Genomic DNA, 12,783 nt, shown 5'->3' with positions numbered 1-12,783 from the left:
TCCCACGCGGGGGTCCGCACCCATGCGCAAGCTGTACGTCCTCCTCCTGAGCCTCCTCCCTGCCCTGTTCCTCACCGGCCTGAGCGCGCCCGCGCACGCCGCCGACAACGGCAGCTGGTCCGTCTACCCGGCCTCCTCGAAGGTCGCCGCGCGCCCGTACTTCTATCTTTCCGCCGACCCCGGGACGACCATCGAGGACAAGGTCGTCGTCGCCAACAGGACCGGGCAGCCGCTGACCTTCCGGTTGTATGCCGCCGACGCCTACAACACCGCGCGGGACGGCGGGTTCGCGGTGCGGACGGTCAAGGAGAAGCAGCGGGGGGTGGGTGCCTGGGCGAAGCCCGCGACGTCACGCGTGACCGTCCCGGCGCACGGCAAGGTCACCGTCCCGTTCACGCTCCGCGTCCCCGAGGGCGCCGAACCCGGCGACCATCCGGGCGCGTTGGTGGCGCTCGACGAACGTGTCGACAAGGGCGACGGGTCACTCGCGCTCGGCGTGCAGCGTGCCGTCGGCGCCCGTGTCTACCTCCGCGTCGGCGGCCCGACCCTCCCCGCGATCGCCGTGGAGAACGTCCACGTCATCCACCACCAGCCCCTCGTCCCCGGCCTCGGCGACAGCACGGCGAGGATCTCCTACACCCTCCACAACACCGGCAACGTCACCCTGAACCCCAAGGTGGAACTGCGCGCGGAGGGAGTGTTCGGCCGTACGCTGCTGAACCGCGACCTGTCCCGCGTCCCCGCCGAACTGCTGCCCGGCCGGCGCGTCCGGCTCACCGAGCCGTGGCACGGCGCGCCCCAACTCGACTGGGGCGACGTCAGGTTGACGGCGAGCGCGCAGGACACGCGGGAGTCGGGGAGCGCGCCGTTCTTCGCGCTGCCGTGGGTGGCGACGCTGGTGCTGCTGGTGGTGACCGTCGTGGGAGTCGTGCTCGCGGTCAGAGCGCGTCGGGGCCGCGCTCGCCCGTCCGAACCCGTACGACCGTCTCGACCGGCACTGCCCACACCTTCCCGTCCCCGATCTTCCCCGTCTGTGCGACCTTGACGATCGCGTCGATCACGGCGTCCGAGTCGGCGTCGTCGACGACGACCTCGATGCGCACCTTGGGGACGAGGTCGACCTGGTACTCGGCGCCGCGGTACACCTCCGTGTGGCCGCGCTGCCTGCCGTACCCGCTGGCCTCGGTCACGGTCAGGCCGTGCACACCGAGTTCCTGGAGTGCGGTCTTCACCTCGTCGAGGCGGTAGGGCTTGACGATCGCCGTGATGAGCTTCATGGCTGGCTCTTGACCTTCTGCGCGGAGGAGACGAGGGAGGACGAGACCGGGGCGCCGTGGCCCAGGACGCCGTGATCGTATGCGGTCTCGGCGTGCACCGTAAGGTCCAGGCCGGTGTGCTCCTCCTCCTCGCTCGCGCGAAAGCCCATCGCCCTGTCGAGCAGTTTTCCGATGCCGTACGTGACGAGGAAGGCGTACGCCGCCACGGCGACCATGGCCGCCAGCTGCTTGCCGAGCTGGGCGAGCCCGCCGCCGTAGAGGAGGCCCTCGGGGCCGTCCGTCATCTCCTTCACGGCGAAGACGCCGATGAGCAGGGTGCCGATGATCCCGCCGACCAGGTGGACGCCGACGACGTCGAGCGAGTCGTCGTAGTTGAGCTTGAACTTCCAGCCCACCGCGTACGAGCAGACGACACCCGCGGCGAGGCCGACGACCAGGGCACCGAGCAGGGAGACCGAGCCGCAGGAGGGGGTGATGGCGACCAGGCCCGCGACCGCGCCGGACGCGGCGCCCAGGGTGGTGGGATGCCCGTCGCGCCTCTGCTCGACGAAGAGCCAGCCGAGCAGGCCGGTGCAGCCGGCCGCGAGGGTGTTGAGGAAGGCCGCGGCGGCCAGTCCGTTCGCCCCGAGGGCCGAGCCGGCGTTGAAGCCGAACCAGCCGAACCAGAGAAGGCCGGCGCCCAGCATCACCATCGGGAGGTTGTGCGGACGCATCGCGTCCTTCTTGAAGCCGAGGCGCGGACCGAGGACCAGGCAGAGGGCCAGGCCCGAGGCGCCGGAGGTGATCTCCACCGGCAGGCCGCCGGCGAAGTCGAGGGCGCCGAGGTGGCTCGCGATCCAGCCGCCGGGGCCCCACACCCAGTGGGCGACGGGAACGTATACGAGCAGCGCCCACACGGGCACGAAGACCAGCCAGGCGGAGAACTTCACCCGGTCCGCGACCGCGCCGCTGATCAGGGCCGCCGTGATGATCGCGAAGGTGAGCTGGAAGGTGGCGAAGAGGAGGGTGGGGACGGTGCCGTGCACGCTGTCGGGGCCGAGGTCCGCCATCCCGGCCTGCTTCAGCCCTCCGATGAGCCCGCCGCCGATGTCGTCGCCGAAGGCGAGGGAGTACCCGCCCGCCAGCCACACCACCGTGACCAGGGCGATCGACACGAAGCTCATCATCAGCATGTTGAGGACGCTCTTCGTGCGGACCATGCCGCCGTAGAAGAGGGCCAGGCCCGGGGTCATCAGCAGGACGAGGGCGGTGGCGGCGAGCAGCCAGGCGGTGTCGCCCGTGTCGATCTGCGCGGCGGCGAGGGTCACGGTCGTCTCCATCGAGGTGGGGGCTCGTCAGAGCGTCACCGGCGTGCGTTTCCGGTTGTGCACGGGTGTGTTTCCGCGATGTTTCGTTACGTGGAGGTTTCCTGGAGCTCACGGTGGGGGCAGCGGTCGCTCGGTTGTACGGCGGTGCTCTGTGGATCAGGGAGAATGGGCCCCATGAGCGTTCGCAGTCAGTCATCCGGGCCGTCGGAATCGTCGGAAGCCGGACACAGGTCGGGCTTCGCCTGTTTCGTCGGTCGCCCCAACGCGGGCAAGTCCACTCTCACGAACGCTCTGGTCGGGCAGAAGGTGGCGATCACCGCGGACCAGCCGCAGACGACGCGGCACACGGTGCGGGGGATCGTGCACCGGGAGGACGCCCAGCTGATCCTGGTCGACACCCCGGGGCTGCACAAGCCGCGCACGCTGCTCGGTGAGCGGTTGAACGACATCGTGCGGACCACCTGGGCCGAGGTCGACGTGATCGGCTTCTGTCTCCCGGCGAACGAGAAGCTCGGCCCGGGTGACCGTTTCATCGCGAAGGAACTGGCGTCGATCAAGAAGACGCCGAAGATCGCGATCGTCACGAAGACGGACCTGGTGGACTCGAAGACCCTGGCCGAGCAGCTGATCGCCATCGACCTGCTCGGCAAGGAGCTGGGGTTCGAGTGGGCGGAGATCGTGCCGGTGTCGGCCGTCGCCGACCAGCAGGTGGATCTGCTCGCCGACCTGATCGTCCCGCTCCTGCCGGAGGGGCCGGCGCTCTATCCCGAGGGTGATCTCACCGACGAGCCCGAGCAGGTCATGATCGCGGAACTGATCCGCGAGGCCGCGCTGGAGGGCGTCCGCGACGAGCTCCCGCACTCCATCGCTGTCGTCGTCGAGGAGATGCTCCCGCGCGAGGACCGCCCTGCCGACAAGCCCCTGCTCGACATCCACGCCTTCGTGTACATCGAGCGCCCCAGTCAGAAGGGCATCATCATCGGGCCGAAGGGGCAGCGGCTCAAGCAGGTCGGTATCAAGTCCCGCAAGCAGATCGAGGCGCTGCTCGGTACGCCGGTGTTCCTGGACCTCCATGTGAAGGTCGCGAAGGACTGGCAGCGGGATCCTCGGCAGCTGCGGAAGCTGGGCTTCTGACCTCTGTCTGGCGCCTGTCCCTGGGGGCTGCGCCCCCAGACCCCCGCGTTCGGCCTGAACGGCCTCGTCCTCAAACGCCGGACGGGCTGAAAGATCAGGTCTGGCTGGGAGTCAGGTCCTGCAGCCCCACCACGCGCAGCAGTTGCAGGCGCTCGTGGGAGGCCGTGCCCGGGCGGGCCGTGTGGATGACGAGTTGCTGGTTGTGGTCGGAGTTGACGAGGACCTCGCAGTCCAGCTCCAGCAGGCCCACCACAGGGTGCAGGAAGCGTTTCGTCGAGGCGCGGCGTACCGCCACCTCGTGTTCCTCCCAGAGTCGGGCGAACTCCTCGCTCCCGGCGCGTAGTTCGGCGACGAGGGCGGCGGGCTCCGGGTCGGTGGGGCGGGCCGACGTCACCGCCCGCAGGGCGGCCACCTGCTCGCGGGCGCGCTCCGGGCGGTCCTCGACCGGGAACAGGCCCTGAGCCGTCGGGTCCAGGAAGAAGCGGCGGAGCATGTTGCGCCCGCGGGGCGGCCGGGAGAGGACGTCTCCGCTCAGCGCCCGCGACATCGCGTTCTGGGTCAGGACCTCGCCGCAGTCGGTCACCACCATCGCCGGGGTGTCGTGCAGCCGGTCCAGCACCAGGAGCAGGCCCGGAGGCACATGCGTGCTCGTCGTCTCCCGGCGCGGCGGTTCCTCGCCCGCGAGGCGGAACAGATGATCGCGCTCGTCCTCCGTCAGGCGCAGGGCGCGGGCCAGCGCGGCGAGCATCTGGCGGGACGGACGCGGGCCCCGGGACTGTTCCAGCCGTGTGTAGTAGTCCACGGACATGCCGGCCAGCTGGGCCACCTCCTCACGGCGCAGACCCGGCGTACGGCGGCGGGCGCCGGCCGCGAGGCCCACGTCGGAGGGGTCCAGACGGGCACGGCCGCGGCGCAGGAAGTCGGCTAGTTCGGCTCGGTTCACCTCTCCAGGGTGCGGGAGGCCGCGCCGCTTATCCAGGGACTGCCGATCCCCTGATCAGCAGGTCTCTCCCGGTTCCCGCCGCGTCCGCCGAGGCTGGTTGTCGAGGACGGACGACAGCAGGTGAGGAGCACATGATGCTGACACTCGTGACCGGGACGACGGGACAGGTCGGACGGCGGTTCGCGCCGAGGCTGCTGGCTCAGCGGCAGCCGGGCGAGCAGGTGCGGGTCCTGGTGCGGGACGCCGCCCGCGGTGAGCGGTTCGCGGAACTGGGCGCCCAGGTGGCCGTAGGGGACATGCGGGACGAGGAGACACTCGGCAAGGCGCTCGCCGGGGTGGACGCCGTCGTGAACGTCGCCGCCTCCTTCCGCGGCGTGCCGGACGAGGAGGCGTGGGCCGTCAACCGGGACGCCGCGGTGGCACTGGGCCGGGCCGCACAGGCCTCGGGAGTGAAGCGGTTCGTGCAGGTCAGCACGGGCAACGTGTACGGCGTGGGACGGGGCCGCCCGCTGACCGAGGAGGACGAGAGCCGGCCCGGCGGCGAGATGTGGGGTGCGTATGCCGAGTCCAAGGCCGAGGCCGAGCGGGAGCTGCTCGCGATGGAGGGCCTGGACGTACGCGTCGGACGGCTTCCGTTCGTCTACGGCGAGGGCGACCCGCACCTCGCCGACTCCCTGCGCTGGGCCGCGCACTGGGCCCCGCACAAGCGGCTGCAGATGGCCCATCACGCGGACGTCGCCCAGGGCCTGACGCGGCTGCTGTACGCGCCGGGAATCGGCGGCCGGATCTACAACGTCGCCGACGACGCCCCGGTCACGACGGTCGAGCTGTACCAGCTCAACGGCGTCGAGGTGCCCGCCGCTCTGCAGGAGCTGACGGATCCCGACCCCTGGTTCGGGATCATGTCCAACCGGCGGATCCGCCGGGAGCTCGGCTTCAGGCCCCTTCATCCGAGCGTCTGGACGGCCCGGGACGCCGGAGCCCTGTGACGGTCACCTGACGCCCCTGATCCGCCCCACCAGCACCGCCCCCGCCAACCCGATCACGGCCGCCACCAGGTACAGCACCCGGTAGCCGCCCAGGTACGACACGATCGGCGCGGCGAGGGCGGGCGCCGCCACCTGGGGCAGGGCATTGGCCACGTTGATCACGCCCAGGTCCTTGCCGCGGTCCAGCGCCTTCGGCAGTACATCCGTCATCAGCGCGAAGTCGACCGACGTGAACACTCCGAAGCCGACCCCGAGCACCGCCGCCGCGACGATCGCGCCCGGCCAGGTCTGCCAGCCCGCCAGCGCCGCCGTCGCCACCGCCATCAGCACGCCCGACCAGATCACGAACGGTTTGCGGCGTCCCAGCCGGTCCGACCACACCCCGCCCACGACGACCGTGGCGAGCAGCGTCAGACCGTTGACCGCCGTCAGGATCAGCACACCCTCGTCGGGGTCGTCGTAGTGGAGGCGGTCGCGCAGGTAGTACAGCAGGTAGAGCAGGACGAGCGCGTTGCTGAGGTTGATCAGGAGGCGGGTCAGCCACGCCCAGCCCAGGTCCGGATACCGGCGCGGGCTCAGCCAGAACCCGGCCAGAAAGCCGCGCCACGACCACACCGGCCGGTCCGCCGGCGCCAACCGCAGATCCTCGTACCGGATGACGTACGGCAGCACGCCCGCCACCGTGAACACCGCGCACGCCGCATACCCGGCCCCGACGCCCCCGGCCGCCGTCGCGAGCCCCGTCCCGCCGACCACCCCGAGGATCTGCGCGGCCCCCAACCAGCCGCCCACCGATCCCCGTTGGAGCCGCGGCACCCGATCCGGCACCGCCGCGGTCACCGCCGCGAACGCCGCGTTCAGTGTCAGCTGGACCAGACACCAGCCCGCCGCCATCGTCCACACCCCGCCCGCGCCCGCGAGCAGCAGCAAGGACAGCGCGCCGCCCGCCGCCCCGGCCACGATCCACGGCGTACGGCGGCCCCGGCGCGCCGTCGTCCGGTCGGAGAGCGCGCCGAAGAGCGGGTTGGCGACCAGCGAGACCAGGGCGCCCGCGCCGGTCACCCACGCCAGCATCGTCTCCTTGGACATGCCGGAGCCCGGGGCGAAGTCCTTGGCCTGGGAGGCCAGCAGGATCTGCAGGGGGCCGTACCAGCCCACCCAGATCGCCCCGTTGGCGAGCGAGAGGGACGCGGTCCAGCCCCGTCCGACGCGTTCGGCGGGCTCGGCCAGGGGGTTCGGGATGCCCGAGGTGCCCGAGGTGTCCGAGGTGTCCGAGGGTCGGGTCTTCGTCATCTCTGCGCCCGCAGCATGTCCCGGAACCAGCCGTACGAGGCCTTCGGGGTCCGCCGCTGCGTCTCGAAGTCCACGTGCACCAGCCCGAACCGCCGCGCGTACCCCTCCGCCCACTCGAAGTTGTCGAGCAGCGACCACACGAAGTAGCCGCGCACGTCGACGCCCGCCTCCAACGCCCCGTGCAGGGCCCGGACATGGGCGTCCAGGTACGCGATCCGGTCCTGGTCGTCGGTCCCGTCGTAACTGCAGCCGTTCTCGGTGATGACGACGGACGGCAGACGGTCGCCGTAGCGGGCGTGGAAGGTGGTCAGCAGTTCCGTCAGGCCCTCGGGTACGACGGGCCAGCCGAAGTCCGTGACCGGAACGCCCTCGATCTGCCGTACCGAGAAGGGGAGTTCGGCCGGAATCGTCAGACCGCCGAACTCGATGTCCTCGCCCTGCGGGGCGCCCACCCGGGTCGGTGCGTAGTAGTTGACTCCGTACCAGTCGAGGGGCTCCGCGATGATCTTCAGGTCGGCCTCGACATCGCCCGGCATCAACTCGCCCAGTCCCTCCGGGTACCGGCCGAGCAGCAAGGGGTCGGCGAACAGGCGGTTCAGCAGCAGGTCGTAGAACCCCGCCGCCTCCACGTCCGCCGGCTCCTCGGACGCCGGCCAGGTCGGCCCGTGCGAGTTGGCGATCCCGATGTCGGTGGCGCCGGACGCGCGCAGCGCGCGTACGGCCAGACCGTGGGCCAGCAGCTGGTGGTGGGCGACGGGGAGCGCGTCGAACATCAGCTGCCTGCCCGGCGCGTGGGCGCCCAGCGCGTGCCCCAGCAGTGTGTGCTCGGCGGGCTCGTTGATGGTGATCCACTTCTGCACGCGGTCGCCCAGCCGCTCGGCCACCACCGACACGTACTCCGCGAACCGCTCGGCCGTGTCGCGCTCCAGCCAGTCCATTCCCCGGGGGAGGTCCCAGTGGAAGAGCGTCGGCGCCGGACGCACGCCGGCGGCGCACAGCTCGTCGACGAGGCGGTCGTAGAAGTCCAGGCCGCCCGCGGAGCGCACCCTGGGCCAGGAGACCGAGAAGCGGTACGCGCCCACGCCCAGGCCGGCGAGGAGGGCCACGTCCTCGCGGTAGCGGTGGTAGTGATCGCAGGCCACCGCCGCGGTCGAGCCGTCCTTCACCCGGCCCGGCTCGGCCGTGAAGGCGTCCCACACGGACGGTTCGCGCTCGTCGGCCGCGCCCTCGATCTGGTGGGCCGAGGTCGACACACCCCAGAGGAATCCGGCCGGGAACTGAGGAATCGGGTTCGCCGCACGCAGCGGATCAGTCGCCATGCGCGGATCATCCTTACCGCCGGTAAGGGAAGTCAACGCCCGCGCACGAACGACCTGTTGGGGCCGGTGTGGAACACAGGCCCCAACAGCTCACGCCCCTTCCTTCAGCACCTTGGAGATCAGCCTGCGCTGTTCGTCCGTCAGCCGGGGATCCGCCGCGTAGAACGTCTTTCCGTCCACCGTGATCTCGTAGCTGAACCCGTCCGGAACCCCGATGGGCGGTGTGCTCCGGCCCCCGGCCACGGCCTGTTCGGCCAGCGCCTGCCACTCGTGTGCGTCGGGCCGCCCCGAGGTGTCCACCTCGGCGTGCCGCTCGATGCCCGCGAAACCGCCCGTGCGCCTCACTCGAATACGCATGGGACTGTGTCTAGTACGGAACTACGAGCTGCGCACCCCGACCTGTTCCCAGGCCTTCAGGACCGCCTGCAGCTCCTCGCCCTCGTTGAAGCGGGCCTTGGCCGCCGCGACCGTGAGCTTCGCGAAGTCCGCGAACAGGGCGTCCTTCTTCAGCTCGCCGCCGGTCAGGACGTCGAACCAGATCTGTCCGGCCTTCTCCCAGGCGTGCCCGCCGAGGGCGCTGGCGGCCAGGTAGAAGGCGTGGTTGGGGATGCCGGAGTTGATGTGGACGCCGCCGTTGTCGCGGCCGGTGCGGACGAAGTCGTCCATGGTGCCCGGCTGCGGGTCCTTGCCGAGTACGTCGTCGTCGTACGCCGTGCCCGGTTCCTTCATGGAGCGCAGCGCCTTGCCCGTGACGCGCGGCGCGAGGAGACCCGCGCCGATCAGCCAGTCGGCCTCGGCGGCGGTCTGGCCGAGCGTGTACTGCTTGATCAGCGAGCCGAAGACGTCGGACAGGGACTCGTTGAGGGCGCCGGGCTGGCCGAAGTAGGTGAGATTGGCCGTGTACTGCGTGACGCCGTGCGTGAGTTCGTGGCCGATGACGTCGATCGGGATGGTGAAGTCGAGGAAGATCTCGCCGTCACCGTCGCCGAACACCATCTGCTCGCCGTTCCAGAAGGCGTTGTTGTAGTCGTTGTCGAAGTGGACCGTCGCGTCGAGCGGCAGGCCGTTGCCGTCGATCGAGTAGCGCTCGTAGGCCTTCAGATACAGCTCGAAGGTGGCACCGAGGCCCGCGTAGGCACGGTTGGCGGTCGCGTCCTTGCCGGGGTCCTCGCCCTCGGAGCTGACCTTGCGGCCCGGCAGGTCGGTGCCGTGCCGGGCGTCGTAGATCGTGCGGTGCGGCTTGTCGGGCGCCGCCGAGGCGGGCGGGGCGACGGTCGGAGCGCCGATGACCGTGGTCAGCCGGCGGTGGGTGCGCTCGTAGGCGTCGCGCTCCAGGGTCTTGCGCGCGGCGTTCGCGAGCGCGGGGTCCTCGTGCTGGGCCAGCTTGTCGAGGACGTGGGGCGGCACGACGGTGCAGAAAACGGGCTCGAAGCCCCCGTTGGTCTTCGTCATGCCCGAAACCCTTGCACTGAGTTATGTCGGTGTCACTACCCGCAACCATGATTGGTGAAATATCGGGACAGGGGCGCCCACGCTCCGTGACGAAGTGGTATGGCGCACTTTTTGTCCCCAATGTCTTTCGGGTCCCGCATACTGATACGGCGCCCCGCGACCGAGGGGGCTCGGCTAGCATGCGGAGCATCATGCGTTTCGGGCTGCTTCTTCTTAGCTGCCGCGGCGAGGGCCTGTAGTCCAGGTCGACTCCCTCCCCGCGGAGCTTCGCGTTGCGTCGTCGGCCGTCCTTCCGGACATCCTGAGGAGCCCCGCAATCATGGCGAACCGCCAGCAGCCCAGCACCATGCCGATCCACAAGTACGGCCAGTACGAGCAGGTCGCCATTCCCGACCGCTCCTGGCCGGAGCAGCGGATCACCTCCGCGCCCCGCTGGCTCTCCACCGACCTGCGTGACGGCAACCAGTCCCTGATCGACCCGATGTCGCCCGAGCGCAAGCGGCGGATGTTCGACCAGCTGGTCAAGATGGGCTACAAGGAGATCGAGGTCGGCTTCCCGGCGTCGGGACAGACGGACTTCGACTTCGTACGGTCGATCATCGAGGAGCCGGGTGCCATCCCCGACGACGTCACGATCTCCGTGCTGACCCAGGCCCGCGAGGACCTGATCGAGCGGACGGTGGAGTCCGTGAAGGGCGCCAGGCGCGCCACGGTCCACCTGTACAACGCCACCGCCCCGGTCTTCCGCCGGGTCGTCTTCCGCGGCTCCAAGGACGACATCAAGCAGATCGCCGTCGACGGCACCCGGCTGGTCATGGAGTACGCCGAGAAGCTGCTGGGTCCCGAGACGGAGTTCGGCTACCAGTACAGCCCCGAGATCTTCACGGACACCGAGCTGGACTTCGCGCTGGAGGTCTGCGAGGCGGTCATGGACGTCTGGCAGCCCGGCCCGGGCCGCGAGATCATCCTCAACCTGCCCGCCACGGTGGAGCGTTCGACCCCCTCCACGCACGCGGACCGCTTCGAGTGGATGGGCCGCAACCTGACCCGCCGCGAGCACGTCGTCCTGTCGATCCACCCGCACAACGACCGCGGTACGGCCGTCGCCGCCGCCGAGCTGGCGCTGATGGCCGGCGCGGACCGCGTCGAGGGCTGCCTGTTCGGCCAGGGCGAGCGCACCGGCAACGTCGACCTGGTCACGCTGGGGATGAACCTCTTCTCCCAGGGCGTCGACCCGCAGATCGACTTCTCCGACATCGACGAGATCCGTCGCGTGTGGGAGTACTGCAACCAGATGGAGGTCCACCCGCGCCACCCGTACGTGGGCGACCTGGTCTACACGTCCTTCTCCGGCTCCCACCAGGACGCCATCAAGAAGGGCTTCGACGCGATGGAGGCCGACGCGGCCGCCAGGGGCGTCACCGTCGACGACATCGAGTGGGCGGTCCCGTACCTGCCGATCGACCCGAAGGACGTCGGCCGCTCCTACGAGGCGGTCATCCGCGTCAACTCGCAGTCCGGCAAGGGCGGTATCGCGTACGTCCTGAAGAACGACCACAAGCTGGACCTGCCTCGCCGGATGCAGATCGAGTTCTCGAAGCTCATCCAGGCGAAGACGGACGCCGAGGGCGGCGAGGTCACCGGCTCCGACATCTGGGCGGTCTTCCAGGACGAGTACCTGCCGAACCCGGAGAACCCCTGGGGCCGCATCCAGGTCCGCAACGGTCAGTCGACGACCGACACCGACGGCGTGGACACTCTCAAGGTCGAGGCCACGGTCGACGGCGTCGACACCGTCCTGGCCGGCTCCGGCAACGGTCCGATCTCGGCCTTCTTCGACGCCCTGCAGTCCGTCGGGATCGACGTGCGCCTGCTGGACTACCAGGAGCACACGATGAGCGAGGGCGCCTCCGCACAGGCCGCCTCCTACATCGAATGCGCGATCGACGACAAGGTTCTGTGGGGAATCGGCATCGACGCGAACACGACGCGTGCGTCACTCAAGGCGGTCGTCTCCGCGGTGAACCGCGCGGCCCGCTGAAGCCTCTGACCGGCCATTTCGGGGCCCTGATCGTCGTATGCGACGATCAGGGCCCCGTCGGTTATCGGCCATCTGTCCGTGGAGGTCACGGAAAGGTCTCGTCCAGGGTGCTGACTACGCCTTACTGATGTGGCTAACATCACGGACACCGCTGCGATGTTGCCGCGGTGTTAAGGAGGTGCGACGTGCTGCCAGTACGGGGACGAAACGGCCGGGCGGCCAGGCCTGCGCGCCTCCTGGGCACACGCACCGCGTGGACGCCCGTCGGGGACGGCGAGTTCTTCTGCCCCGGCTGCGGAGGCGACCGCAACTACCAGCGACTGACCGGCCACCGGCGCTTCGTCCTCTTCGGTGTGCCCGTGCTGCCGCGCGGCGAGACCGCGCCGGTCGTGGAGTGCGCCGCCTGCCGCCGTCACTTCGGCACGGACGTCCTGGACCACCCCACCACCACCCGCTTCTCCGCGATGCTCCGCGACGCCGTCCACACGGTCGCCCTGGCGGTGCTCGCGGCGGGCGGCACCGGTTCGCGCACGGCCCTGGAGGCCGCCGCCGGCGCGGTCAGAGCGGCCGGCTTCGACGACTGCACCGAGGACCAGTTGAACGCGCTCGTCGAGGCGCTGGGCGCGGACACCGGCCGGGTCCACGGCGAGTCCTGCGGCGCCGGACTCGCCATAGAGCTGCACGAGGCCCTGGACCCACTGGCCCCGCACCTCGCCCCCGTGGGCCGCGAGGCGATCCTGCTGCAGGGTGCCCGCATCGCCCTCGCCGACGGCCCCTACACCCCGGCCGAGCGTGACGTCCTGAGCACCGTCGGCGCCGCCCTCACCATCTGCTCGGACGACGTGACCCGTCTGCTCGCTGCGGCACGCACGCCGTCCTGAGCCGCCTGTCGCTCGCGCCGTCACCCCCGTCGGAGTAACGGCGCCCCCGGGCAGGTCGCCCCCGGCAGTACCCACGGCGCGGCTGATCGAGCGGTTCCCGTACAGCCCGTCGGCGCCCGCGACAGGTGGCCCCGCACGCCTCTCCGG

Annotated in this window: 12 protein-coding genes; 5 read left to right on the top strand and 7 right to left on the bottom strand. The window is 70.5% G+C overall.

The features are described from left to right. Nucleotides 1-22 precede the first annotated feature (22 nt). Nucleotides 23-1,045 (top strand): DUF916 domain-containing protein, encoded by a 1,023-nt coding sequence (locus tag ACYUED_RS14190; protein ID WP_491292644.1) that lies wholly within the window; start codon nt 23-25, stop codon nt 1,043-1,045. Here the strand turns inward: ACYUED_RS14190 and ACYUED_RS14185 are convergent. After that, nucleotides 939-1,277, bottom strand: coding sequence for a P-II family nitrogen regulator (locus tag ACYUED_RS14185; protein ID WP_491292643.1), 339 nt, complete (start codon nt 1,275-1,277; stop codon nt 939-941). The genes ACYUED_RS14190 and ACYUED_RS14185 overlap by 107 nt on opposite strands. Further along, nucleotides 1,274-2,596, bottom strand: coding sequence for an ammonium transporter (locus ACYUED_RS14180; RefSeq protein WP_491292642.1), 1,323 nt, complete (start codon nt 2,594-2,596; stop codon nt 1,274-1,276). Before ACYUED_RS14180 ends, ACYUED_RS14185 begins: the two co-directional genes overlap by 4 nt. A gap of 153 nt (nt 2,597-2,749) precedes the next feature. Here ACYUED_RS14180 and era point away from each other — a divergent pair, with 153 nt between their 5' ends. Next, complete coding sequence (gene era, locus ACYUED_RS14175; protein ID WP_266514067.1) at nt 2,750-3,718, top strand: GTPase Era; 969 nt, start codon at nt 2,750-2,752, stop codon at nt 3,716-3,718. Between the two features lie 94 nt (nt 3,719-3,812). Here the strand turns inward: era and ACYUED_RS14170 are convergent, their stop codons facing one another. After that, nucleotides 3,813-4,661, bottom strand: a complete 849-nt coding sequence (locus ACYUED_RS14170; RefSeq protein WP_491292641.1) for a helix-turn-helix transcriptional regulator — start codon at nt 4,659-4,661, stop codon at nt 3,813-3,815. A 134-nt stretch (nt 4,662-4,795) separates the two neighbouring features. Here ACYUED_RS14170 and ACYUED_RS14165 point away from each other — a divergent pair, with 134 nt between their 5' ends. Then, nucleotides 4,796-5,650, top strand: a complete 855-nt coding sequence (locus tag ACYUED_RS14165) for an NAD-dependent epimerase/dehydratase family protein (protein WP_491294254.1) — start codon at nt 4,796-4,798, stop codon at nt 5,648-5,650. Nucleotides 5,651-5,653: 3 nt separating this feature from the next. Here ACYUED_RS14165 and ACYUED_RS14160 read toward each other — a convergent pair whose 3' ends face one another. The 4 genes from ACYUED_RS14160 to ACYUED_RS14145 all read right to left on the bottom strand — a co-directional run bounded on the left by ACYUED_RS14160 (nt 5,654) and on the right by ACYUED_RS14145 (nt 9,714). Beyond that, nucleotides 5,654-6,943 carry an MFS transporter gene (locus ACYUED_RS14160; protein ID WP_491292640.1) on the bottom strand — a complete coding sequence of 430 codons (1,290 nt, stop codon included), beginning with the start codon at nt 6,941-6,943 and terminating at the stop codon, nt 5,654-5,656. Then, nucleotides 6,940-8,262, bottom strand: a complete 1,323-nt coding sequence (locus ACYUED_RS14155; RefSeq protein WP_491292639.1) for a GH1 family beta-glucosidase — start codon at nt 8,260-8,262, stop codon at nt 6,940-6,942. Before ACYUED_RS14155 ends, ACYUED_RS14160 begins: the two co-directional genes overlap by 4 nt. Before the next feature lie 90 nt (nt 8,263-8,352). After that, entirely contained in the window at nt 8,353-8,619 is a 267-nt protein-coding gene (locus ACYUED_RS14150; RefSeq protein ID WP_491292638.1) for a protealysin inhibitor emfourin, read from the bottom strand. Between the two features lie 21 nt (nt 8,620-8,640). After that, a complete protein-coding gene (locus ACYUED_RS14145) occupies nt 8,641-9,714 on the bottom strand; it encodes a M4 family metallopeptidase (RefSeq protein WP_491292637.1) in 1,074 nt (357 codons plus the stop codon). 319 nt (nt 9,715-10,033) lie between these two features. Between ACYUED_RS14145 and leuA the strand changes: the two genes are divergently transcribed. Both leuA and ACYUED_RS14135 read left to right on the top strand, forming a co-directional pair. Next, nucleotides 10,034-11,755 (top strand): 2-isopropylmalate synthase, encoded by a 1,722-nt coding sequence (gene leuA, locus ACYUED_RS14140; protein WP_491292635.1) that lies wholly within the window; start codon nt 10,034-10,036, stop codon nt 11,753-11,755. A 185-nt stretch (nt 11,756-11,940) separates the two neighbouring features. Further along, nucleotides 11,941-12,636 carry a TerB family tellurite resistance protein gene (locus tag ACYUED_RS14135; protein WP_491292634.1) on the top strand — a complete coding sequence of 232 codons (696 nt, stop codon included), beginning with the start codon at nt 11,941-11,943 and terminating at the stop codon, nt 12,634-12,636. The last annotated feature ends 147 nt before the right edge of the window (nt 12,637-12,783 follow it).

The sequence above is a fragment of the Streptomyces sp. DF42 genome, from assembly GCF_058267695.1.
Note: the sequence above shows the minus strand (reverse complement) of the source record. Positions and strands in the feature narration are given on the sequence as shown.

What these genes read in the sequence shown, in the direction of transcription:
- ACYUED_RS14145 (WP_491292637.1), bottom strand. Translation starts at nt 9,714, where the DNA reads ATGACGAAGACCAACGGGGGCTTCGAGCCCGTTTTCTGCACCGTCGTG.
- ACYUED_RS14190 (WP_491292644.1), top strand. Translation starts at nt 23, where the DNA reads ATGCGCAAGCTGTACGTCCTCCTCCTGAGCCTCCTCCCTGCCCTGTTC.
- ACYUED_RS14180 (WP_491292642.1), bottom strand. Translation starts at nt 2,596, where the DNA reads ATGGAGACGACCGTGACCCTCGCCGCCGCGCAGATCGACACGGGCGAC.
- ACYUED_RS14185 (WP_491292643.1), bottom strand. Translation starts at nt 1,277, where the DNA reads ATGAAGCTCATCACGGCGATCGTCAAGCCCTACCGCCTCGACGAGGTG.
- ACYUED_RS14165 (WP_491294254.1), top strand. Translation starts at nt 4,796, where the DNA reads ATGCTGACACTCGTGACCGGGACGACGGGACAGGTCGGACGGCGGTTC.
- era (WP_266514067.1), top strand. Translation starts at nt 2,750, where the DNA reads ATGGGCCCCATGAGCGTTCGCAGTCAGTCATCCGGGCCGTCGGAATCG.
- ACYUED_RS14150 (WP_491292638.1), bottom strand. Translation starts at nt 8,619, where the DNA reads ATGCGTATTCGAGTGAGGCGCACGGGCGGTTTCGCGGGCATCGAGCGG.
- ACYUED_RS14160 (WP_491292640.1), bottom strand. Translation starts at nt 6,943, where the DNA reads ATGACGAAGACCCGACCCTCGGACACCTCGGACACCTCGGGCACCTCG.
- ACYUED_RS14155 (WP_491292639.1), bottom strand. Translation starts at nt 8,262, where the DNA reads ATGGCGACTGATCCGCTGCGTGCGGCGAACCCGATTCCTCAGTTCCCG.
- leuA (WP_491292635.1), top strand. Translation starts at nt 10,034, where the DNA reads ATGGCGAACCGCCAGCAGCCCAGCACCATGCCGATCCACAAGTACGGC.